The sequence below is a fragment of the Streptomyces rimosus subsp. rimosus genome (genome assembly GCF_000720725.1).
Classification (GTDB): Bacteria; Actinomycetota; Actinomycetes; order Streptomycetales; family Streptomycetaceae; genus Streptomyces; species Streptomyces rimosus_A.
The window spans coordinates 42,907-63,880 of sequence record NZ_JOCQ01000032.1 but is presented as its reverse complement, the minus strand read 5'-3'; the positions used below and the strand labels follow the sequence as shown (position 1 = coordinate 63,880).

The window sequence follows — 20,974 nt, the reverse complement described above, 5'->3', positions numbered from 1 at the left end:
GCCCGCTCCGGCTCACCCGGACGCGAGCGTGACCTCGGGCGGCTCGGCCCCGTTCCCCCGCCGGATGACGCGCAGGGGGCCGCTGGACCGCCAGGCTTCGAGCACGATGTGCGGGTCCGCCACGTACGTACGGATCACCTCGGTCAGCTCCGCCCGGAACAGGTGGAACGGCTCCGGCGGCTCCGTCTCGTCCACGTACCACGCGAGGACCGCCGGGTCGGTCACCTCCACGGCCCGCCCGGCGATCCGCACGTCGCCGCCCGCCAGGTCCGTGCCCGGCCCCGGGTTGGCGTGCAGCGCGAAGCGCGGGTCGCGCCGCAGGTCCCGTGCCTTGCGGGAGCCGGACATCATGCCCAGCCACAGTTCTCCGGCGCGGAAGTCCGCCTCGATGCCGCTCAGGCGCGGCGAACCGTCGCGGCGGAGCGTCCCGAGGACGTGGTGCCGGTACGCCCCGAAGCGCGCCTCCACCCGCTCCGCCGCCTCCGGCTCCGCGGCCGCGAAACCGGCCCAGCTCACGCCCGTGCATGTCTCATCGCTCGTCATGCACCCACCTTCCTTCCGATACCCGACACCTTCTGTCGGGTATCGGGAGCAGTAGGCCCGCCGCCGGCCGTACGACCATCTGCGTACCGCGACGTAGGACCGCCGTCCGTTACCGCGCCCACATCACGCGCCTAGCCTCGGCGGATGGACACCACGAGCGGAATTCTCGACGAAGCTCTGGAGCGCCTGCACGCCTCGGGGCCCGAGTTCCGGGGCTTCCTCGCCAATCACGGGCCGATGGCCGTGGAAGCGCTGGTCAGGCATGGGCAGGCGGATTCCGTGCACCGCTGGCTCGATCATTACGAGGAGAAGCTGGAGGACGTGCCGAGCCTCCGAGGCGCGGTCACCGACGCCAACTGGCGGCAGGCGCTGGGAGATCCGCGCCGGGTCGCCGACTGGACCGCGTACTTCACCCGGCTCGTCGCCGAACGCCCGTGGCGCGACGTGCTCGCCGAGTGGTGGCCGCGCTTACTGCCCGGCATCGCCGGGGCCGCGACGCACCCCGTCATCCGGGTCGGCCACGTCGTACGCACGCTCCTTGAGGACGGTGAAGAGGCGCCCCGCGTCGCGGAGTTGGCGCACGCCCTCGGCTACTGGGCCGCCCGGCACACCGCCCTGCCCGTCTCCGTGAACCCCACCGGCACCGCCTCCCCCGCCGAAGCGCTGGCCGCCCTCCCGCGCGTCGCCGACCAGCAGGTCCTGCCCCTGGACGGCTTGGCCCAGCTGCCCGGCACGCCCGGCTGGCTGACCACCGCCGAGTCGCTGCACGTACCGGACGACGACCCCGACGCCGTACGCGCCCAACTCACCGCGCTCGTCAGGGAAACCGTGCACCACTACCTCGGCCATGGGCACGGCCACGGGGTCCTGATGGTGCACACCGCCACCGCCCCGAACGCCGTCCTGCGCACCCTGCCCGCGCTCCCCCGCGGGCTGTGGGCGCCCTCGCTCGGCGCGGTCTGGACGGCGAGCGCGGCGATCACTTCGGTCTACTCCGCCCCCGAGGCGCAACCGCCGCTGGAGGACGGCGGGCGGCTCGTGGCCGAGGAGGTTTTCGAGCGGGCGGCGCTGCACGGCGACGAACACGTCATCAAGATGACCGACACCGCGCTGGACGTGGCGAAGTGGTCCGCGGAGAGTGACGAGGGCGCGGACGGCGGTGCGGACGGCGCTCCGCAGGGCGCCGATCGGGCTCTGTCCGCCGCTGTACGCGCCCAGCAGCTGATTCCCGCCGATTCCTGAACGGATCGGCCACGTTCCGGAGCGTTCCTGAAAAAACCGGGGCTCCGCGGACGATGGCTCACCTGCGCATTTCCCGCTCGTCACCCTTGGTTAAAACTTCAAGAATCAGCGTGGCGGTGAGACAGTGGATGGTATGAGCAACGAACCCGCAGGCGAGCCGCACTGGCTCAGCGACGAAGAGCAGTACGCCTGGCAGTCGTACCTGCATGCCACCACGCTCCTGGAGGACCATCTCGACCGCCAGCTCCAGCGGGACGCGGGCATGCCGCACGTCTATTACGGGCTGCTCGTCCAGCTCTCCCGGGCGCCCCGGCGCCGGTTGCGGATGACCGAACTGGCCCAGAACGCCAAGATCACCCGCTCCCGGCTGTCGCACGCCGTGGCCCGCCTGGAGAAGAGCGGCTGGGTCCGGCGCGAGGACTGCCCGTCGGACAAGCGCGGCCAGAACGCCGTCCTCACCGACGAGGGCCTGCGCGTCCTGGAGAAGGCCGCGCCCGGCCATGTCTCCGCCGTACGGGCGGCCATATTCGACCGGCTCAGCCCCGAGCAGGTCGGCCAGCTGGCCGCCATCTGCCGCACGGTGGCCGACGGCCTGCAACCGCAAGGCGCCGACCTGCCCTGGCTCCGCTGAGGAGCAAGGGCAGGCCGGCGCCGTAGGGGCCTGTGGCCGGGGCGGCCACAGGCCCGTTCGTGTGCGCTCAGTGCGCCATGACCGGAATCGGCACATCCGCCTCCGCGTCGGCACCCGCCTCCGCGTCCGCACCGTCGCCGGAGCGGGCGACCGGTCCGTTGCCGCCCTGGCTGCCGGTGGTGACCATGGTGAAGGCGATGGCCGCGGCGACGGCCAGGATGCCGACCGCCCACCAGATCGCGGCGGTGTAGCCGTGCACCATCGACTCCAGCTTCAGCAGGTCCACCGAGGGCGCGGACTTCGCGTGCGAGGTGGCGTACGCGGTGGTGGCGCTGGCCGCGATGGTGTTCAGCAGGGCGGTGCCGATCGCGCCGCCCACCTGCTGCGAGGTGTTGACCATCGCCGAGGCGACACCCGCGTCCCGCGGCTGCACGCCGTGCGTGGCGAGCGACATGGCGGGCATGAAGGCCGTACCCATGCCGAGGCCGAGCAGCAGGAAGGCGGGCAGGATCAGCGCCGGGTAGGACGTGTCCAGGCCGATGTGGGTCAGCAGGAACATGCCGACGGCGGCGAGCAGGAAGCCCGGGGCCATCAGCAGCCGCGGCCGGACGCGGGTCATCAGCCGGGCGCCGATCTGCGTCGAGCCGGTGATCATACCGACGATCATCGGCAGGAAGGCCAGACCGGTCGTGACCGGCGTGTAGCCCTTCACAATCTGCATGTAGTACGTCAGGAACAGGAACAGACCGAACATGCCGATGACGGCCAGGCCCAGCGACGTGTAGACGCCGGCGCGGTTGCGGTCGGTGAGCACCCGCAGCGGCAGCAGCGGGGACTTGACCTTCGACTCGACCAGCACGAACGCGGCGAGCAGCACGGCCGCGGCCACGAACAGGCCGATGGTCATCCCGGCGCCCCAGCCGTCGGACTCGGCGCGCGTGAAGCCGTAGACCAGGGACACCAGGCCGAGGGTGGCCAGGATGACGCCGGGCACGTCCAGGCGGGACGGGTTACGGCTGCCGGCGGGCTCGCGGATCACCAGCAGCGCGCCGGCGGCCGCGATCACGGCGAACGGGATGTTGACGAAGAAGGTCCAGCGCCAGTTCATGTACTCGGTCAGCACGCCGCCGAGGATCAGGCCGACGGCACCGCCGCCACCGGCGATGGCACCGAAGATGCCGAACGCCTTGGCCCGCTCCCGCGCCTCGGTGAACGTCACCGCGAGCAGCGACAGCGCCGACGGCGCCAGCAGCGCGCCGAAGACGCCCTGGAGGGCGCGGGCGCCGAGCAGGACGCCCTCGTTGGACGCGGCGCCGCCGAGGGCGGAGGCCAGCGCGAAGCCGACCAGGCCGATGATGAAGGTCCGCTTGCGGCCCATCAGGTCGGCGAGCCGCCCGCCGAACAGCAGCAGGCCGCCGAAGGCGAGGGCGTACGCCGTGATGACCCACTGCCGGTTGGCATCGGAGATGCCGAGGTCGGCCTGGGCGGAGGGCAGCGCGATGTTCACGATCGTCGCGTCGAGCACGACCATGAGCTGCGCCAGGGCGATGAATATGAGCGCTTTCCAGCGCCGGGGATCGACGTTCGTGGCCGATTCAGACATGGGTGGGTCCACCTAGTGGTGCGTGAGCGAGCAGCGGGACGTGGGCGTGAGCCGGTGCGGTGTTCGTAAGTGAGAAGGTCGGTGCCGTTGTGGTGTTGATTTGCTGTTGAACGTGTGTTGATCGGGCGTTGAGCGGCTTGGGATATGGCCGGGCGGGACCGGCTGTGCCAGGGCTCGCGAAAGCCGGTGATCGGGCGGCGATCGGATGGCGATCGGGCGGCGATCGGATGGCAGCGATTTCCGGCCGGGTGGGCCGGAGTCGTGCAGCGGCCTTCCGTCATCCCGTGATCAGCGTCAATGCCCCCGCCGGGCCGCCCCGGCCGGGTCTCGATCCCCCGTGTTCCCCCGTGGTTCCCCGAGTTCCCCCGTGTTTCTCCGTTTCCCCCGTGTGGTCCCCTAGCCGTGCCGGAGGTCCTCCAGCGTGGCCGCGCAACCGGGCAGTTCAGAGCGCGCCGGCGCCCGCAGTCCGTCGAGGAACAGCAGCAGGTGCCGGTACACGAACCGGTCGAAGTCCGTACACCCGCTTCCAGGCAGCGGGCGCGTAAGTTGAGTCAGCGCGACCATCAGGTCACCGACGGCGATGTCGGTACGCAGCTGGCCGCTGTCGCGCGCGGCACCCATCAGGGCCTCGACGGCCCCCTCCAGGCGCCCGCGCGCTGCGAGCAGATCAGGGTGGTCCTTGTCGACGCCGTCCGAGAGCAGCGGGCACAGGGCCCCGATCCGCTCCTCGACCGCCGCGAACACGAAACGCCGCAACGCCTGGAAGGCGTCGGGCTCCTCGGTGAGCGCGGTCTCCGCCTTGTCCGCGGTGCGGTCCATGACGGAGAGCGTGACGTGGTGGATCAAATCCAGGCGATCCGGGAAGTGACGGTAGAGCGTCGCATTGCCGACCCCGGCGCGTCGAGCGATTTCATCGAGCGGGATCTCCGCCCCGAACTCGACCATCGCTTCACGCGCCGCCCCGATGATCCGCTCCCGGTTGCGCAGCGCGTCCGCCCGCAGCCGGTGCGGGGGCGTCGCCGCGCATGCGCCGGGGGCGCGGGTGCGGGACCGGGTGGCGGTCATGTCGGCACGTTCCTTTCGTCTTCGTCGCGTCTCTTCTTCGGCGCGTCGCTTCGTATCCGAGTCGCGCATCCGGGTCGCGTATCCGGGGCGGGCCCGGAAGGCGGTGGTCCGGTAAGCGGGGAGTGATCCCCCGCTTCAGTCGGACACCCGGTTAAACGGGGAGGGCGTCCCCGGTTATTTCAGCCATTCCTGTGTTCTGCGCCACACGCGCCGTACGACCCTCACCCGATACGGCGCGTCGCGCACCGTGGCGTATACATGCGCCATGAGGGATTCGCTCCGCCCGGCCGCCCTGGCCCGCGCGGTCTGGTCTTACGTACGCCGAGCCCCCGGCACGTTCATCTGGCTCGCGATCCTCTTCGGCACGTCGGTGATCGTGCACCACCTGACGCCCGACACCCTGGAGCACGTCCTGCAACGCCGCTCCACCAACATCCACAACCTGCTGTTCTCACCCGGCCGGGTACTGCTTACCAGCGCCCTCTGGCTCGACGGCGGCGGCTGGCCCCTCTACTTCATCCTCTTCAACATCTTCCACGTCCCCGCCGAACGCTGGCTCGGCACCCGCCGCTGGCTGGCGGTCATGGGCGTAGCCCATATCGGCGCCACGTATCTGAGTGAAGGCGTCCTCGCCCTCGCCATCCACACGGACGCGGCGCCGCACTCCGCCGTCAACACGCTGGACGTCGGCGTCAGCTACGCACTGGCCGGCGTCATCGCCGTCCTGACGTACCGCCTCCCCTGGCACCCCCTCCGCTACGTCTACGCCGCAGGCGTCCTCGTCTTCTACGCGATCCCCCTCTTCGACAACCTCACCTTCACCGACATCGGCCACCTGTCGGCTGCGCTGCTGGGGCTGGCGTGTTACCCCCTCACGCCGAACGGTCGCGCGCGTACGCGAGGAATGTGGTCCAGGCGGCGGCCCCGAAGGCGATCTGGGGGCCGCGTGGGTGCTTCGAATCCCGGACGTGAATAGCGTCCGGGGCGGTGGATATCTCTACGCATTCGCCGCCGTCAGTACTGCTGTAGCTCGACTTAAACCACACCAAGCGTCCGCTCATAGCTTCTCGACCAACTCCTTGATGAACCGAGCCGTCTCCATCGGGTCAAGCGCGAGCTGGACGAGCTTGGCCCATCGCTGGCTGATGGTGCTCACGCGCTCCGCATCGTTGCTCAGAGCCGAGCCGAGTTGGCCCTCCTGGTAGACGAGCTGCTCGTGCTCTGCAGTCTCCAGCAGGACGAACGGACCGGCCAGAGCTGGATTGGCCCGCTTGCCAGCCAGCAGGACTTGGATGTCCACGTTGCGCCGTTCCCCGCACTCCAGAATCCGGAGCAACTGCTCCTTGTGCTCCTCCTCGCTCGCGATGGGGTTCGTGAGCACCCCCTCGCTGATCACGAAGCTGAACGCCGTGGTCGTCTTGTCCAGCAACGACTGACGTTCGATACGCGACTTGATGCGCTTCTCGATCGTCGCGTCATCCAGCGGCGGCCAATGCCCGACGATGAGACTCCGTGCGTACGCCTCGGTCTGGAGCAGACCTGGCACCAGCAGAGCCTGGTAGAACCGCAGGGCAATCGCGTCGACCTCGTACAGCATGTAATCCGCCGAATACGAGGCGAACTTTTCGGGCTGTAGATACTCCTCCGCCGCCAGCAGCATCCCCTGTGCCCGGCACACTTGGTCGGCTACGAGTAGGAGCAGATTGGTCGGCTTTCGCCTCCCTTGCTCCATCGACTTCACGTACTCCGCCGAGTATCCGACCTCCTTGGCCAACTCCTCCCGGCTCACCTGCGCATGTGTGCGCCAGAGCTTGATTTGATTGCCGCAGTACCGCCACGCCATCGGTGGTTCGGAATTGCCGACCGTCATCGCTCCCGCCTCCGCTACTCGCGTAGTCCTGACACGGCAAACGCTAGACCCACCCACTGACAATTGAGCCAAATGACTTAGCTACGCCACCAATTGATCAGCGACGGCCAAACACCGATCAGGAAACGGCATCATGCCAATGCCGACGCCCCACGCTGATAAGACGCAGCTGCCTACGCGCAGTTCGAGCGACCGCCCGCCACCGCTCCGAGTCCTCGCCCTCCCCGTCACTCACGTCCAGGAACGCCGAGGCCGTCATCACGAGCCGGTCCACATACAACTCGGCCAGCATCCGGACGTCTTCGTCGCTCCAACCAACCGACACCGGCTGCACCTTGAGCGCCGCCGCAACCTCCGTGGCGAAGCGGTCCAGCTCGCCTGCTATGGCCTGGCGTACGGCCCGTACGCCACCGTGCCGTTCGCGCGCGATGAACCGGACGTGCGCGGGGTGTTCCCGTACGTACCGCTCAACGACCGCCACCGTGTGGTCGATCCGCTCCTCCGCGCCGGCCTGCTCCGCCAGGACCGCCCGCACCGTCGCGTGCAGGCTGGCCAACGACTCCTGGACCAGGGCGACTCCGAGCTCCCCCAGATCACGGAAGTGCCGGTAGAAGGCCGTGGGCGCGACGCCGACCGCGCGGGTCACCTCGCGCAACCCCATGCTGCTCAGGCTCTGTTCCTCCAGCAGGCCCAGTGCCGCGTCGAGCAGGGCCTGCCGGGTGCGCTGCTTCTGGGCCTGGCGGACTCCGACGGTCTCACTGTGACTCATGTCATCCAGTAAACAACCGTTCTCTGAGTTTCTCCACCCCTACACTGGGAACCCAGGTACTGAGTGAACAACTGTCCTCCGAATCGGAAAGGCAGATCATGCTCTTCCTTGTCGCAGCCCTCCTCCTGCTGGGGATTGTGGTGGGTACCGCGGCACATCTCCCGGTCCCCGTCACGATCATCGCGGCAGCGGCCATCGGTTGCTGGCTGCTCGTCTTCACCATTCGCGAGCGCCGCCACCACACCACCCACAGCGAGGGAGCGTCCCGATGACCACCCTCATCACCGGCAGCAAGCACGACACAAAGCCCGAGACCAAGACCGAGGCCAAGACCGACACCGAATCGTCCGCCGACCCGAAGCCCGCGCAGGGCAAAACGCCCTTCGGGCAGGCCGACGGCATGGCCGTGGCCGCGTTCGTGCTCGGCCTCGTCGGCACCCTGGTCGCCAACGTGATCCTCGGCCCCTGCGCCCTCGTACTCGGTGCGCTGGCCCTGGCACGCCACACCACCCGGCGCGCCCGCGCCATGCTCGGCATGGCCCTCGGCGCCGCCGACCTGATCATCCTGGCCACGCTGGCCACCGCCGACGGCTCGCTGAGCTGGACGTTCGGCGGCTGACCGGCCCGTAACCGGTCTGCGCGGCTGCCCGTCACCCCACGAGGGTGAGGGGCAGTTCGCATGCGCGCCGGCCGGGCCCGTGCGGGGCGTGCGGCACAGGCGCGTACGCGGGCTCGTAGGCGGGCGCGGGCGTGCGGGACCGCTGCGCCTCGCGGGCCGACCGTACGGCGTCGAGCGCGGTGAGCGACTGGACCACGTACGCGACCGAGGCCAGCGTCATGTGGCGGTGCCAGCCGTCGTACGACCGCCCCTCGAAGTCGCGCAGCCCCGTACGGCCCCCCGTACGGACACTGTCGCGGGCCACGTGCGCGGCGGTCCGGGTGAGCAGGTGCAGTTCGGCCGGGGCCTTCCGGGTGGGCGTCGTCAGCCAGAAGTCCGCGCGGACACCCGTCCCGCGCCCGTCGTAGTCACCCGCACCTTGCCCGTCGTACGCCTCAAGGCCCTCGTACCGCTGGGCATAGAGCAGCAGTTCGCCGCCGTTTCCGCCCTCCCCGGTCCGCGCGGGGGCGACGCGGGCCAGAACGGCCCGTACACCGGGGGCGACGTTGTGCACGGGCAGGCCGAAACGTTCCGGAGCGGCGAGGACGCGCTGCGCGGTGAGGGCGCCGCGGTGGGACGGCCGGCCGTAACGGTCCACCAGGTGGAGCGGCAGGGAACCGGGCGTACGGGCCATGACGGGCAGGCCGAGCGGCGCCAGCGCGCCCAGCACGTCGGCGGCGTGGTGCATCTGGCTGTCCCAGACCACCGGGGGCAGCTCCTCCGTGTCCGGGCAGGCGGACCGCCGCGCGAGGGAGAGGACCCGCGCGACGCCCTCGTCGCTGAGGACGAACGATCCGGGGTCCGGTGAGGGCAGGTGCAGGCGCCAGTCGACGGGGGCGACGAGGGACCGGCCCGCGTACCAGAGGCCGTATGCCAGCTGCCCGTTGACCAGTTGCCCGGTGGCGGGGACGAAGCGACGGTGGACGCCGACCGAGTTCGTACCGGACTTGGGGATGAGCATCGGGCGGACCACCCAGGAACGCGGCCGGGCATGCCGCACCAGGTACTCCGACAGGGCCTCGCGGACGGCGCGCCAGTTCCACGGGGCGTTGCAGATGAAGTGGTGCAGGCGCTGGGCCGCGCCGGTGTCCTCCAGGGTGCGGGCGATGTTGCGGATGGACTTGCGGCCGGGGGCGGTGAGCAGCCCGCGTACGTACTGCTCACCCTTGAGGTGGTGGTCCGCCCTGGTGAAGGACACGAAAAGCTGTCTGCACAGATCCTCGATCCACGCCTCCTGTGTGCTGGTCGGCCGCCCGGGGAGAGGCGGCGGAACGGCGGTGCGGCGGGCTGTGGGCACGGACAAGGGACTGGCCCCCGGGGAGAGGTTGGCAGGCGGGCGACAGCTCGACAATAAAGAACGTTCGCTATGTTTCTTGAGCCGGTGGGCGGATCGCGGACTACTTCACAAAGTTCCGGAGCGGCACGAAACCAGGGGGCGCGGCCCCCGACAGGGGCCCGAAGCCCGGCCCTCTGTCGGCCCGTTGTCGGCAGTCGTCGGCGCTTGTCGGCAGCCCGTCAGCGCAGCTTGTCACCTTTCCACCATGACCACACCCACACACGTAACGATCATCGGCGCCGGCCTCGGCGGCCTGACGCTCGCCCGCGTCCTGCACGTACACGGCATACCGGCCACGGTCTACGAGGCGGAGGCCTCCCCCACCGCTCGCTCTCAGGGCGGAATGCTCGACATCCACGACGACAACGGACAGCTCGCCCTCAAGGCAGCCGATCTGCTGGACGAGTTCCGTGGCCTCGTTTTGGAGGGCCGCCAGTCGCTGCGGGTCCTCGGCCGCGACGGCGACGTCCTGCACGACCGGCCCGACGACGGCACGGGCGGACGTCCCGAGGTGCAGCGCGGCGAACTGCGGCAGGTCCTGCTCGACTCGCTCCCGGCGGAAACCGTCCGGTGGGGGTACAAGGTCAGCCGTACCCGTGCCCTCGGCGAGGGCCGCCACGAGGTCACGTTCGCCGACGGCAGCACCGTCGAAACGTCCCTGCTGGTCGGCGCGGACGGCGCCTGGTCACGGGTCCGGCCGCTGCTGTCCACCGCCACACCCGAGTACACCGGCGCGTCGGTCGTCGAGACCTACCTGCTCGATGCCGACACCCGGCACCCGGCCGCCGTGACCACGGTCGGCGGCGGATCACTGCTCGCCCTCGCACCGGGCAAGGGCATCCTGGCCCACCGGGAAAAGGGCGGGACCCTCCACATCTACGTATCGCTGGCCAGGCCCCAGGACTGGTTCGCTGCGATCCACTTCACCGATGCCGCGGCGGCCACCGCACGGATCGCGCGCGAATTCGACGGCTGGGCACCCGAGCTGACCGCGCTGATCACCGACGCCGACACCACCCCCGTCCTGCGCCCCCTCAACACGCTGCCGCTCGAACACCGGTGGGGCCGCGTACCGGGGGTGACCCTGATCGGCGACGCCGCCCACCTCGCGCTCCCGAGCGGTGAAGGCGGCGCCAACCTGGCCATGCTCGACGGCGCCGAACTCGCCCAGGCCCTCGCCGCGCGCCCCGACGACACCGAGGCCGCGCTCACCGAGTACGAGCAGGCCATGTTCCCCCGTAGCGCCAGGGCCGCCACCGGGGGCTCCGAACTCCACGAGTTGATGTACGGCGACAACGCGCCCCACAGCCTGATCGCCATGTTCGCCGAACACGACCGGGGCCGGTCCTAGGGAGGCCGGCTCCCGAGGCCATCTCTAAGGCCGGCCCCCGAGGCCGCCCCCGAGGCCGCCTCCGAGGCCGGCCCCAGGGCCAGGACCCGAACCCGGGCCCGTTAGACGTCGGTAGACATCGGCACGACGTCAGCCCTCCAGGCCCCCGGCAAACGGCATGGCCCGCCACTGCTCGATCGCCGGCTTCAGGCCATCCGCGAGCAGGGGCAGTTCCGGTACGAACGCGAGGCACGCCACCACCCGCAGCATTCCCACGGCGTTGACGGCACGCATGGCGCGTTCGTCCAGCTCCCGGAGGCCCAGGCGCCGCGCGGCGTCGTTGTACGCGGCCTCGCACTCGGGACCGTGGGCTGCCATGTCCCATTCAACGGGTCCGAGCGTGGCCAGCTCGAAGTCGGAGTACAGCGTGCCGCCCGTCGTGGTGACGATGTTGACGGCGGGCGCGTCCCCGTGGACCGGCTGGAAGCCGACGCCGGGGAACGCCGCCTCGAACGCGGCGCGCGAGCTGAAGGCGGGCTCCAGGACGGCCCACTCGCGCCGTGCGCGGTCGAGGTCGGCCGGCTCGATGAGGTCGGTGTGCCCTTCGAGGGCGGCGAGCCCGTCGGTGACGAACCGGGGCTCGGCGGCCCCCAGGAACGGCAGCTCGCCCGGGTAGGCACGCAGCGCGGCGTGCAGGTCGGCGACCAGGCCGGAGTTGCGCACGTAGTCAGGCTCGCCGGTCCCGTCCTGCTCGACGAACTGCCAGAACGTCATGGAGAAACCGTCGCGCTGTACGGGCTCACGGGGCACGAGCGGGCTCGGCGGCACCACCGGAACCCCCTGTTCCGCGAGCCAGGCCACCACATCCAGCTCCACCCGCTGACGCGCCGCCTGGCTGTCGGGGGTGGCGTACGGCGGCAGGACGGTCGGGACCCGGACCACCACGGGCGAGGGGGCGAGGTGGACGACGACGGAGAACACATCGTGGAGGATCTTCGCGTCGGTGACCGTGAGCCCCAGGTCACGGCCTGCGCCGACAGCGGCGTCCCGGGCGCGTGACGTACGGGCCGCAAGCTGGTCGGGCGTCATGAACGCCGGCAATCCGGGCATGCCGCCGATGGTCCCACGCCGGGCTGACGGCCGCGACGGATTTGATCGCTACGGCTGCGCTTTGATCGCTGCCGCTTTGATCGCTACGGCACTCCCGACACCATCCCCGACGGCGCAGCCGTCACCGCGTCGCCACCCACCAACAGCGGCGTACGGGCCCCCAGCAGCAGCCCCCACACCCGGTCCACGTGCTCCCACGGCGACAGCCCGGCCGTGGCCCCGCGCGATACACCGATCCGGGCCGCGAACTCCGCACCGGTCACCACGGACAGCGCCGTCGCGGTGACCGCCTCCGAGGTCGTCCAGCCGGCGATGTCCGCGCGCGCCCGGTCGACGAGATCGCCGAGCCACGGCAGCCACATCGCGTACCAGGTGTTGCCGTCGCCCGGGAAGTCCCAGGCGAGGCGGGCGGCGGCCCGTACGGTCGGCTCCTCTTCGAGGAGGCGCGCGAGCGTGCGCGTGAAGGTGACGACCCGTCGTAACTCGCCGTGCGGGCCGGGCTTGGGGCACGCGCCCGCCGACAACAGCGTCGCCAGCGCGCTGCGCGTCAGGGCGCAACCGGAATCCCGGACCGCCTCCGCGAGCGCGGCTTTCGAGGCGAAGTGGAAGGTCAGGCCGCCGATCGTCACCTCGGCGGCGGTGCTGACACGGGCCAGCGAGGCGCCCGCGTACCCCTTCTCGGCGATCTCGTCGGCGGCCGCCCGCAGCAGGGCCCGGCGCGTCCGCTCAGCTCGGTCCTGTCGCGCCATTGTCCCGCCTCGGTGATCGCCCTCGGTTGCCAGCGCCGTACCGGTGACATCCAACCGCCCATGCTAGGGCCGAAATTCGGCGGGCCGCACGGCGACGGGGGCAGTTGGCGGAGACTTGATCAGTATGGGAACCGGGGGCCCGCAGGGGTGCTCTTGAAGCGGTTGCGGGGCCGGGCGGGCGCCGGGCCGGTGCCGGCGGCGAAGCGGAATCGGGGCGCGGCGCCGGGGCGGCTTCCCCGGCGGCTCCCTCCGCGGGCCGTATACGGTCCGTGGCCGCGCGTACGGACGGGCTCGCCCCGCCGCCGGACCGCTGCCGCGCCCCTCCCCGGGGGTACGCGCATGCCCGTCTCCACAGTCGTCCGAGCGTCGCTCAACAGCCTCCCGAGCCGGTTCCGGGTATGACGGAAACAGCCCCGGACCTCGTGGGCTCGCAAAAAAAACGATCGTTCTTTATTCTTTGCGGGTCGGCGCCCGATTCACGGGATGACCACGGGAGGGAACGAACACATGACGACAGAAACCGCGCAGCCGGCCACCCGCACACCCGCACGATCCCTGTCCGCCACCCTCCCTTCCGGCCACCCCTTTGCAGCCGTCGGCGCGACCGACAAGTCCGGTGCGCATGATCGCTCCGGTGTCGCGGCCGACGCCTTCCCCGGCGGCACCGGCCGCGCCGTACGACCGGGCCGGGCCACCCGGTCCGCCACCACCGCAACCACCGGCCGGACCGCCACCACCGGCCGAACCGGAAGCGCCCGCCGGAGCGGCACCGCCGATGCCCCCGCCGCGGCCCCGGCCGCCGCCACCGGTTCCGCGAGCGTCTCCGCCGACGCGCCGGGGTCGTTCGACGCCTTCGCGGACGACCTTTTCGGCCACCTGCCGCGTACCGATCAGCGCCGCTGGGCGCACGCGTACCTGCTGGGCCTGCTGACCACCGAGGGCAAGAAGTCCGTACGCCGGCTGGCCGCCGCGGTGTCCGACTCGCCGACCGCCTCGCAGTCGCTGCACCAGTTCCTCAACGCCAGCCCCTGGGACTGGAACCCCGTACGGCGCGAGATCGCCCGCCGGGCGGAGGCCACCGGCCCGGCCCGGGCGTGGATCCTCGCCCCGGCGGTGATCCCCAAGCGCGGCGGCCACTCCGTCGGCGTGCACCGCCGCTTCTGCGCCCGCGCGGGACGCACCGTCAGCTGCCAACTTGCCATGGGCATGTTCTTCCCGGTGGGCGACGCGGCAGCGCCACCCGCCGCCTCGACGGCGAGCGTCGCCTCGGCCGCCGACTGCGGCGGCAGCGCGGCCGTCTCCGTCGACTGGCGGCTGTTCCTGCCGCCGCAGTGGGCCGGTGACCCGGACCTGCTGCGCCGCAACCGCATCCCCGCCGCGGAGGCGGCCAACCCGCGCCCGATGTGGGTGCACGCCCTGGACCTGGTGGAGGCGCAGGCCGCCCGTACCTGCTCCGCGCCGGCGCCCGTCGTCGCCGACCTGAGCGAGTACTCCGACTCCGTACGGCTCATCGAGGCGCTGGCCCGGCAGGGGCGCGACTTCGTCATCGCCGTACCGTCCGCCACCGCACTGGCCACCCCGGCCGCCCCCGGCGCGCCCGGCGACCCGGGCGCACGCCCGCGGCTCCTGCAGACCGCGCCCACGCCCGTACGCATCCAGGGCTCGCACCACACCTACCGCGCCTTCGCGGAGCCGGGGCAGACCGCCGCCCGGCCGAACCGGATCTGGCTCACCAACATGGCGCACCGCCGCATGGGCCAGCTCGTCGGCCTGGCCCGGCTGCACCAGCTGCCCGCGGCGACCCTGCGCACCCTGGAGACGGACTTCGGACTGCACGACTTCGAGGGCCGCTCGTTCCCGGGGTGGCACCACCACATGACGCTGTCGTCCGCCGCACACGCCTATCGTGCCCTGACGGCGGTGCAGGACGAACAGACGTTGTCTCGGGTGCGGTTCGTGTCCTGAGGTTGTAGGGCCTGATCTTGTAGGGCCTGGCCTTGTAGGTCCTGGCCCTGTAGGCAGGCGGGTCGGAGGGCCGGGTCTTCGAGAAGGTTCGATCCGTTCGCGCGTTCCCGCCGTACGCCCGGGTCTAGGCATGCGTTTGCAGGCGGGCGCGGAGGTGGGCCCGGTACCAGTCCGCCGCCTCCGCGAGGCGTGCCAGCGGGCCGGGGCCCGGGTCGCAGGCTGCCGCCGTCCACACCTCGTCGCTGCGGTACCAGTGATCGCGGGCGAGAAGGGCGAACTGCCGCTCGCTCACCCGGCCGGGGGCGGCTTCGAGCCACTGGAGGCAGTCGGGCCAGGAGAGGCCGGGGAGGGCGGAGGCCCTGTACGGGGCGTTGGGGAAGACTGCGTGGGCAAGGAGGGTGTCCATGAGGTCCCCGTTGCTCACGGGGGTGGGGTGGCTGGCGTGGTGCACGCCGCCGGGGATGTCGTACGGGCTGAGGGCCAGCCGTACGAAGAGGCGGGCCAGGTCCTCGACCGCCACGACCGAGAGCAGTCCGCGGCCCCCGTCCCAGCGTGCCGGCACCCGGCTCAGCAGCTCGGCCAGCGCGGGCACCACCCACCGGTCACCGGCGCCGAGCACGAGGCCCGGGCGCAGCACCGTGCCGCCCGCCGCCAGCACCAGTTGCTCGGCGGCCAGACGGGTGCGGCTGGCGGCGGAGACCGGTTCGGGCGCGATCTCGTCCACGTCCAGGCCTGAGTGCGGTCCCGCCCCGTACACGGCGGCGGTGGAGAGGTGGACGATACGGCCGACACCGGCGCGTACGGCCTCGTCGACCAGCGCGGCGGTGCCGCGGACGTTCACCAGCTCGCAGTGCTCCTCGTCCCGGCCGATGTCGGAGGCCAGGTGGAGCAGTACGTCGACGCGGCCGCCATCGCCGTCATCCCCGCCATCGCCGCCGTCGCCGCCATCGCCTTCGCCGCAGATGCCGCGGAGGGTGGCGGGGTCGGACAGGTCGGCCTGGAGCCAGGCGAGGTTGGGGGCGGTGGTGTGGTCAGGGGATGCGGGCGGCTTGCGCGATGTGGCAAGGATCTGGAGGGGGCGCGGGGAGGAGCCCGGTTCCGTCGCCGGGAGGGGCTGGGACTGCGAGGAAGAGACCGGTTCCGTAGACAGGGGGAACTGCGGAGACGTATCGACTTCCGTGCGCAGAAGCTCGCGCAGGACCGCCGACCCGATGAAGCCGGTCGCTCCGGTGACGAGCACACGCCACGGGCGCGCCGCCGGGCTGCTGTCGGCCCCGGCCTCGGCCCGGCTCTCCGTCTCGGCCCGGCTCACCGTCCCGGCCTGACCCACCATCCCGGCCTGACCCACCGTCCCGACCTGGCTCTCCGTCTTCGCCGTCACGCTCGTGCACTCGCTTCCTGACGCGCTGTCGGAACCGTTCCGGCCACCGGAACCGCTTCACGTCATCTGTCGAAACCGCTCCGCGCCATGGTCTCGTACACGCCTGAGCGGGCCTGCACCGCCTCCTACGGCGGGCCTGGCCTGCACCGCCTCCTACAGGGGGCTTGTCCTGAACCGCCCCCTACAGGCCGCCTCGCTCTCCGGGCCTGTGCGCGCTCACGCCACCGCCCGGCGCCGGCGCGCCGCGAAGGTCAGCAGCGGCCTGAGGGGCGGGGTGGCGACGCCCGGCAGCAGATAGCGCCAGAGGGAGACCACGCGCTGGTGCAGGTCGGCACGGCCGGAGGAGATCTGGGAGAAAAGCTGCGTACCGGTGTAGGCACTGACCAGGACCCAGGCCAGCTCGTCCACGTTCACTTCGGGGAGCAGTTCGCCCTTTTCGCGCGCGGCGCGCAGCTGGCCGCCGAACTCCTCGGCCCAGGCGCGGTACGCGGAGTCGTCCTGCACCCCGAACTCGCCCTGTTCCACCGCAAGCCGGACGCCCGCCCGCAGCTTGGGATTTGTCTGCAATTCCTCGGCCAAATACAGGGTGATGTCGATCAGGCGCTGGAGGCCGTCCTCTCCGGGTGGCAGGTCCAGCCCGCCGCCCTGCTCGACCATCACGGCCTGGGCCAGTGCCTCTTTTGACGGAAAGTGGAAGTACATCCCACCCTGTGTCACTCCGGCCCGCTTCATGATCTTGCTGATACTGGCGCCGCTGAACCCGAACTCGTCGAACACTTCGGCGGCCGCCCGGAGGATGACCTCACGTGTCCTGACCGCACGCTCCTGCATGGACAGCACCAGCTCCCTCGACAAACAAAACGAATACTATTTATTTTATGAAAGCCGAGGCTCTCACGCTGTGCTGACCGAACCGACCGCACAGCGGCCGTCGTTGGCCACCCGGCGGCCGTGCAGGAACGTAGCGGACCGGCGGAGCGCCCCGGCTGACCACAACGGGCCGCAACGGACCGGACCTGCAGACACTCCTCAGGGGGATACCCGCATGAGCACCACCGGCCAGCTTCCGAAGTTTCCCGCACCCGCTGCCGCCGGCCCTTCCCCGCGCACGCTGACCACCACCGTGCCCAAGGAGTATGTGCACAAGACGGCATTGTCCGAAGTCCTGCTCACCAGTTGGCAGGAGACGGCCCCGGATGTCCACACCGTGACCGCGGAATGGCCGCGGGCCCATACGTTCTACTCCTCAAGAAATCGGCTGCACGACCCGCTTCTGCTCGTCGAGACGATCCGGCAGACCATTCCGCTGCTCTCACATCTCGCTTACAACGTGCCGTTCGGACACCAACTCATCTGGGACCACTTCACTTATTCGCTGGAACCTGACGCACTGCGTACCGAGACTGCCCCCACCGAGATCGAACTACGCATCGCCTGCTCCGACATCAAACGCCGCAAGGACACACTGAGTGCCTTGACCATGGATGTCGAGGCCACCCGGAACGGAGTCCGCCTCGGTACCGCGGTCGCACGTTTCACCAGCCACGCGCCGGCCATCTATCGCCGGCTGCGCGGTGAATACGGCGATGCCCGGGAAGCGATGGCCCGCGCGGTACCGCTGCCGCCGCCGGTCGCGCCGCACAGGGTGGCCCGCGCGCAGTTCGAGAGCGTCATGCTCTCGCCCACGGACACCCGCAACCGCTGGCAGCTCCGTACGGACACCACCCACCCGGTCATCTTCGACCACCCCGTCGACCACGCCCCCGGCATGCTGCTGCTGGAGGCCGCCCACCAGGCGGTCCACGCGGCGCTCCACCCGATGGAGGTCATACCCGTCGGCCTGAGCACCGTCTTCACACGGTACGCGGAATTGGACGCACCGTGCTGGATAGAGGCGACGGTACTCGGCCGCCCGGAAGCGGGGGCGGGAAAGATGACGAAGTCGGAACCGGAATCGGGCCCGGAATCGGGTCCGGAGCCGGACGCAGGAGCGGAAGCAGAGGCCGGTACTGCGGATTCGTGGGCCGAAGTCCCGGCCGGGGATACGCCGTGGATCGACGACTCCGGCCTCATCCACACGCGCGTCACCGCGCTTCAGAACGGGCATGAGCTGTTCTCTGCGCGGGTCACGGCACGGCCGCTGGAGAGCGTGCCGGGTGGGGATTCGTAGAGGTCACGCCATAGGGGGGCACAGGGGAGCCGCAGGGGGTTCGCCGACGGGTGCGGGCGTGGGGCCGTTCACGAAGGTGCGTACGGAACGGTGGGCCGGCTCCGGGTGAATTCCGGTGGCGGCCGGGGGCAAGGCCGCGCCGGGGGTGCCCGGAACTGCCAAGGGGATTGCGCGGCGGCTCGCCGGTGATTGCGTGGCGGTTCGCCGGTGATTGCGTGGTCCGCGATCGGTGATTGCGCGGGGATTCGCGTACGGGCGCGGGCGTGGTGGGGAGGGCTGTCGCAGCCCTCCCCACACCGCGTTCCGGGTACCTCCGGGACACGTTCACGGCGCTCGCCCGGCAGGCGCACATTGACCGTCATCCCGGCGCGACTTCGGGAAATCCACCAAGGGTTCACCGCGCGGACGCCTGGTCGCAAACCAGCCACTGGAATCCGTTCCGGCCAACGGCCGGTTTGGCATGCCCATGCTGTACCAATCGGCCACCTTGCCCCCGATGCCAGCACACATTCCCGGCCACGAACGGTCACTATCAGCCACAAACCCCTGCCGAACCATGGCCACAACAGGAAGGATCAAGCCAAAGCACCCCCTCATGCCCGCGTTTGAGCCATCCCGGCATGACAAGCCTTTGACGATCACTTGGTCTTTCTTTTACGTTCTAGGGAGCGGCACCCGCGCGGCTCGCGTGGCTGATCATCGCCGTTTTCCACCATCCCCTGCCTGCGGAGGCTCGACGGACATGGAACAGCTGATCAAGAAGATGGCCCAGGACGGCGTCTGGCGTGAGTGGGTCGCCCTGAACTCGCCGCGCGACGCCGGGAAGGACGGCTGCATCAGCGCCACGAAGTCCGGCTGCATCAGCGCGACCACGGCCGCGCCCAAGACGGGATGTATTTCCTGACCGGGCGCTGAGCCCTCCCGGCGGGGAACCGGTCGGCGGCCCGCACACCACCGGCCGGCTCCCCGCCACTTCACGGCGCCTTACGGCACGACGCACCACGCCACGACGCACTACGCCACGTAACGAACGCCACGCCACGCCCGTACAACAGCCGCCCGAATCGGCGACGTTCCCGGCACGACGCAGGTCCCGCACCCCGCATTCCGTACGCCGCGACACCGATCACTCCCCGTCCGCCACACACGACAGACCTGAGGGTGACCATGGATGGCCAGCCGAGCCGGTCGGGACAACCGACCGCCGACACCGTGCACCGGATAAGGGACATACCCATCTACCGCGCGTCGATAGAACGGGGGCATTTCCCCATACTCGACAAACCGGAGATCGCCCGGGGTTTCCCGGACAATTGGATGACACCGGAACTGGCCGACGCACTCGCCACCGGCAAGGCAGAGTACGTACTCTCCACGGGCACCAATCACGCCCGGATGCAGATCATCCGGCCCCCGTACTTCCTGCTGAACTCCTATTACCGGCTGTGGAGTGAGCACCCGGACATCTCCGGCACCTGGCACGCGGGCTGTCAACGCGTGTCCCTGACGACCGTGTTGGCGACGGAGCACGTGGCGCGCGTCAACGCGAAGAAGCACGGACGGACCGCGCCCGCTCCCGTACCGGGCCCGGAAGGCCGGCCTCCCGCACCGGCCCTGGAAGACCGGCGGCTCGACGACCGCACCTTCTACGTCAACCTCACGCTGGACCCCGCCCATTGGGACCGCGCGGACGTGGAACGGATGCTCGCCGAGATCCGTACGGCCCAGCAGGCACACCCGGACGGCCTCTACCACCTCGACTGCTCCAGCTACCACCTGGCGCACCTGGTGCGGAAGGCCACCGTCTGGGGCCTGTGGGACCGGTTCCCGAGGCCGGCGAGCATCGTGCACGCCTACGAGTACACGCCGGTCAACGTACGGCGCTTCCTGCACGAGCACTTCGACTGCCCGGTCATCGACCTGTTCGGCAGCACCGAACTGGGCTACCTGTACTACAGCGACCGGAACGGCCGGTACCACCCCTACCTCGACAAGATGAGCGTCGAGCTGGTCCCGGTGGCGCCGGGCAGCGGCATCTTCAGCATGATCGTGTCGAGCGTGCGCAACCCGTACATGCCGTTGATCCGCTACCGGTCCGGTGACTGCGCGCGCACGCTGGACGGCACACCGGACCCGACGAAGATCGTCCGGTTCTGCGGCCGCGAGAAGGAACTGCTCACGTCGGCGCACGGCCGGGGGCCGGTCGCGCAGGGCGACCTGGACGATTGTGTGAGCGGGGTTTCGTCCCGGGTGTTCGTCCACCAGCTGCGCGTACTCGGGGGCGGGCCCGGCGAGGCCACGGCCGAGCTGCGGTACACGACGTTCGACGGCGCCCCTCTGGACCCGCCGGAAGCGGCAGCGCTGAGCGCCGGGGTGGAACAGCTGACCGGCATGACGTGCCGGGCCGAGCACCGCGCGCACATCCCGATCGGGAAGTCGGGGAAGTACGCGTGGCTCGATCGGGGGACGGACGGGGCGGGCATGGCGGACGGGGTGGACTGAGCCGGTGGACGGATCCACCCGCCGCCTTACGGACCTCACGCAGTACCCGC

The 20,974-nt window shown here is 70.6% G+C and carries 20 protein-coding genes and 1 pseudogene; 10 read left to right on the top strand and 11 right to left on the bottom strand.

The features are described 5' to 3' along the window. Positions 1-12 precede the first annotated feature (12 nt). Positions 13-543, bottom strand: a complete 531-nt coding sequence (locus tag IH45_RS0118380) for a pyridoxamine 5'-phosphate oxidase family protein (RefSeq protein WP_030668980.1) — start codon at positions 541-543, stop codon at positions 13-15. A gap of 144 nt (positions 544-687) precedes the next feature. Here IH45_RS0118380 and IH45_RS0118375 point away from each other — a divergent pair, with 144 nt between their 5' ends. Beyond that, entirely contained in the window at positions 688-1,785 is a 1,098-nt protein-coding gene (locus tag IH45_RS0118375; RefSeq protein ID WP_030668978.1) for a questin oxidase family protein, read from the top strand. 133 nt (positions 1,786-1,918) lie between these two features. Further along, the gene (locus IH45_RS0118370; RefSeq protein WP_030668975.1) at positions 1,919-2,416 is read left to right on the top strand and encodes a MarR family winged helix-turn-helix transcriptional regulator; all 498 of its coding nucleotides are present in this window, start codon (positions 1,919-1,921) and stop codon (positions 2,414-2,416) included. A gap of 67 nt (positions 2,417-2,483) precedes the next feature. Here the strand turns inward: IH45_RS0118370 and IH45_RS0118365 are convergent, their stop codons facing one another. Together IH45_RS0118365 and IH45_RS0118360 are read right to left on the bottom strand one after the other, a co-directional pair. Further along, positions 2,484-4,019 (bottom strand): MFS transporter, encoded by a 1,536-nt coding sequence (locus IH45_RS0118365; RefSeq protein ID WP_030668972.1) that lies wholly within the window; start codon positions 4,017-4,019, stop codon positions 2,484-2,486. Positions 4,020-4,415: 396 nt separating this feature from the next. Continuing rightward, positions 4,416-5,084, bottom strand: coding sequence for a TetR/AcrR family transcriptional regulator (locus IH45_RS0118360; protein WP_030668969.1), 669 nt, complete (start codon positions 5,082-5,084; stop codon positions 4,416-4,418). A 265-nt stretch (positions 5,085-5,349) separates the two neighbouring features. Here IH45_RS0118360 and IH45_RS1000000149965 point away from each other — a divergent pair, with 265 nt between their 5' ends. Further along, positions 5,350-6,060 carry a rhomboid-like protein gene (locus IH45_RS1000000149965; RefSeq protein ID WP_030668966.1) on the top strand — a complete coding sequence of 237 codons (711 nt, stop codon included), beginning with the start codon at positions 5,350-5,352 and terminating at the stop codon, positions 6,058-6,060. Here IH45_RS1000000149965 and IH45_RS1000000146605 read toward each other — a convergent pair. The 3 genes and pseudogenes from IH45_RS1000000146605 to IH45_RS0118345 form a co-directional block, all read right to left on the bottom strand. Then, a pseudogene (locus IH45_RS1000000146605) lies at positions 6,032-6,145 on the bottom strand (DUF397 domain-containing protein); the annotation flags it as partial. The gene IH45_RS1000000149965 and the pseudogene IH45_RS1000000146605 overlap by 29 nt on opposite strands. Continuing rightward, a complete protein-coding gene (locus IH45_RS0118350; protein ID WP_050514964.1) occupies positions 6,142-6,954 on the bottom strand; it encodes a helix-turn-helix domain-containing protein in 813 nt (270 codons plus the stop codon). The gene IH45_RS0118350 and the pseudogene IH45_RS1000000146605, both read right to left, overlap by 4 nt. 118 nt (positions 6,955-7,072) lie before the next feature. Beyond that, positions 7,073-7,723: a TetR family transcriptional regulator gene (locus IH45_RS0118345; RefSeq protein WP_030668959.1), complete on the bottom strand. Its 651-nt coding sequence runs from the start codon at positions 7,721-7,723 to the stop codon at positions 7,073-7,075. Between the two features lie 98 nt (positions 7,724-7,821). On the opposite strand from IH45_RS0118345, the gene IH45_RS1000000149355 reads away from it, so the two are divergent. Both IH45_RS1000000149355 and IH45_RS0118335 read left to right on the top strand, forming a co-directional pair. Further along, on the top strand, positions 7,822-7,995 hold the full coding sequence (locus tag IH45_RS1000000149355; RefSeq protein ID WP_030668955.1) for a small hydrophobic membrane protein: 174 nt from the start codon (positions 7,822-7,824) through the stop codon (positions 7,993-7,995). After that, on the top strand, positions 7,992-8,342 hold the full coding sequence (locus IH45_RS0118335) for a hypothetical protein (protein ID WP_030668952.1): 351 nt from the start codon (positions 7,992-7,994) through the stop codon (positions 8,340-8,342). The genes IH45_RS1000000149355 and IH45_RS0118335 overlap by 4 nt, the downstream gene beginning before the upstream one ends. A 31-nt stretch (positions 8,343-8,373) precedes the next feature. Here the strand turns inward: IH45_RS0118335 and IH45_RS0118330 are convergent, their stop codons facing one another. Next, complete coding sequence (locus IH45_RS0118330; RefSeq protein WP_463607454.1) at positions 8,374-9,678, bottom strand: IS701 family transposase; 1,305 nt, start codon at positions 9,676-9,678, stop codon at positions 8,374-8,376. Positions 9,679-9,922: 244 nt separating this feature from the next. Here IH45_RS0118330 and IH45_RS0118325 point away from each other — a divergent pair, with 244 nt between their 5' ends. Further along, positions 9,923-11,068 (top strand): FAD-dependent oxidoreductase, encoded by a 1,146-nt coding sequence (locus IH45_RS0118325; RefSeq protein ID WP_030668947.1) that lies wholly within the window; start codon positions 9,923-9,925, stop codon positions 11,066-11,068. Positions 11,069-11,197: 129 nt separating this feature from the next. On the opposite strand, the gene IH45_RS0118320 is transcribed toward IH45_RS0118325, so the two are convergent. Both IH45_RS0118320 and IH45_RS1000000145290 read right to left on the bottom strand, forming a co-directional pair. Next, positions 11,198-12,157: a phosphotransferase gene (locus tag IH45_RS0118320; RefSeq protein ID WP_234440582.1), complete on the bottom strand. Its 960-nt coding sequence runs from the start codon at positions 12,155-12,157 to the stop codon at positions 11,198-11,200. Positions 12,158-12,240: 83 nt separating this feature from the next. Further along, entirely contained in the window at positions 12,241-12,906 is a 666-nt protein-coding gene (locus IH45_RS1000000145290; protein WP_050514962.1) for a TetR/AcrR family transcriptional regulator, read from the bottom strand. A 507-nt stretch (positions 12,907-13,413) separates the two neighbouring features. On the opposite strand from IH45_RS1000000145290, the gene IH45_RS0118310 reads away from it, so the two are divergent. Further along, entirely contained in the window at positions 13,414-14,871 is a 1,458-nt protein-coding gene (locus tag IH45_RS0118310; protein ID WP_050514961.1) for a transposase, read from the top strand. 124 nt (positions 14,872-14,995) lie between these two features. Here IH45_RS0118310 and IH45_RS0118305 read toward each other — a convergent pair whose 3' ends face one another. Both IH45_RS0118305 and IH45_RS0118300 read right to left on the bottom strand, forming a co-directional pair. Continuing rightward, positions 14,996-16,252 carry an NAD-dependent epimerase/dehydratase family protein gene (locus IH45_RS0118305; RefSeq protein WP_234440581.1) on the bottom strand — a complete coding sequence of 419 codons (1,257 nt, stop codon included), beginning with the start codon at positions 16,250-16,252 and terminating at the stop codon, positions 14,996-14,998. A 216-nt stretch (positions 16,253-16,468) separates the two neighbouring features. Beyond that, on the bottom strand, positions 16,469-17,083 hold the full coding sequence (locus IH45_RS0118300) for a ScbR family autoregulator-binding transcription factor (RefSeq protein WP_032917771.1): 615 nt from the start codon (positions 17,081-17,083) through the stop codon (positions 16,469-16,471). A 214-nt stretch (positions 17,084-17,297) separates the two neighbouring features. On the opposite strand from IH45_RS0118300, the gene IH45_RS0118295 reads away from it, so the two are divergent. The 3 genes from IH45_RS0118295 (at position 17,298) to IH45_RS0118285 (ending at position 20,924) form a co-directional block, all read left to right on the top strand. Beyond that, positions 17,298-18,422 (top strand): ScbA/BarX family gamma-butyrolactone biosynthesis protein, encoded by a 1,125-nt coding sequence (locus IH45_RS0118295; protein WP_030668932.1) that lies wholly within the window; start codon positions 17,298-17,300, stop codon positions 18,420-18,422. Between the two features lie 742 nt (positions 18,423-19,164). After that, positions 19,165-19,326 carry a hypothetical protein gene (locus IH45_RS1000000149350; RefSeq protein ID WP_199810685.1) on the top strand — a complete coding sequence of 54 codons (162 nt, stop codon included), beginning with the start codon at positions 19,165-19,167 and terminating at the stop codon, positions 19,324-19,326. Between the two features lie 263 nt (positions 19,327-19,589). Next, positions 19,590-20,924 (top strand): phenylacetate--CoA ligase family protein, encoded by a 1,335-nt coding sequence (locus tag IH45_RS0118285; protein ID WP_030668929.1) that lies wholly within the window; start codon positions 19,590-19,592, stop codon positions 20,922-20,924. The last annotated feature ends 50 nt before the right edge of the window (positions 20,925-20,974 follow it).

Excerpts from the sequence above, each read along its gene's own strand:
- IH45_RS0118300 (WP_032917771.1), bottom strand. The coding sequence starts at position 17,083 with ATGCAGGAGCGTGCGGTCAGGACACGTGAGGTCATCCTCCGGGCGGCC.
- IH45_RS0118310 (WP_050514961.1), top strand. The coding sequence starts at position 13,414 with ATGACGACAGAAACCGCGCAGCCGGCCACCCGCACACCCGCACGATCC.
- IH45_RS0118365 (WP_030668972.1), bottom strand. The coding sequence starts at position 4,019 with ATGTCTGAATCGGCCACGAACGTCGATCCCCGGCGCTGGAAAGCGCTC.
- IH45_RS0118380 (WP_030668980.1), bottom strand. The coding sequence starts at position 543 with ATGACGAGCGATGAGACATGCACGGGCGTGAGCTGGGCCGGTTTCGCG.
- IH45_RS0118350 (WP_050514964.1), bottom strand. The coding sequence starts at position 6,954 with ATGACGGTCGGCAATTCCGAACCACCGATGGCGTGGCGGTACTGCGGC.
- IH45_RS1000000145290 (WP_050514962.1), bottom strand. The coding sequence starts at position 12,906 with ATGGCGCGACAGGACCGAGCTGAGCGGACGCGCCGGGCCCTGCTGCGG.
- IH45_RS0118320 (WP_234440582.1), bottom strand. The coding sequence starts at position 12,157 with ATGCCCGGATTGCCGGCGTTCATGACGCCCGACCAGCTTGCGGCCCGT.
- IH45_RS0118325 (WP_030668947.1), top strand. The coding sequence starts at position 9,923 with ATGACCACACCCACACACGTAACGATCATCGGCGCCGGCCTCGGCGGC.
- IH45_RS1000000149965 (WP_030668966.1), top strand. The coding sequence starts at position 5,350 with ATGAGGGATTCGCTCCGCCCGGCCGCCCTGGCCCGCGCGGTCTGGTCT.
- IH45_RS0118295 (WP_030668932.1), top strand. The coding sequence starts at position 17,298 with ATGAGCACCACCGGCCAGCTTCCGAAGTTTCCCGCACCCGCTGCCGCC.
- IH45_RS0118345 (WP_030668959.1), bottom strand. The coding sequence starts at position 7,723 with ATGAGTCACAGTGAGACCGTCGGAGTCCGCCAGGCCCAGAAGCAGCGC.
- IH45_RS0118360 (WP_030668969.1), bottom strand. The coding sequence starts at position 5,084 with ATGACCGCCACCCGGTCCCGCACCCGCGCCCCCGGCGCATGCGCGGCG.
- IH45_RS0118335 (WP_030668952.1), top strand. The coding sequence starts at position 7,992 with ATGACCACCCTCATCACCGGCAGCAAGCACGACACAAAGCCCGAGACC.
- IH45_RS0118375 (WP_030668978.1), top strand. The coding sequence starts at position 688 with ATGGACACCACGAGCGGAATTCTCGACGAAGCTCTGGAGCGCCTGCAC.
- IH45_RS1000000149355 (WP_030668955.1), top strand. The coding sequence starts at position 7,822 with ATGCTCTTCCTTGTCGCAGCCCTCCTCCTGCTGGGGATTGTGGTGGGT.
- IH45_RS0118285 (WP_030668929.1), top strand. The coding sequence starts at position 19,590 with ATGGATGGCCAGCCGAGCCGGTCGGGACAACCGACCGCCGACACCGTG.
- IH45_RS0118370 (WP_030668975.1), top strand. The coding sequence starts at position 1,919 with ATGAGCAACGAACCCGCAGGCGAGCCGCACTGGCTCAGCGACGAAGAG.
- IH45_RS1000000149350 (WP_199810685.1), top strand. The coding sequence starts at position 19,165 with ATGGAACAGCTGATCAAGAAGATGGCCCAGGACGGCGTCTGGCGTGAG.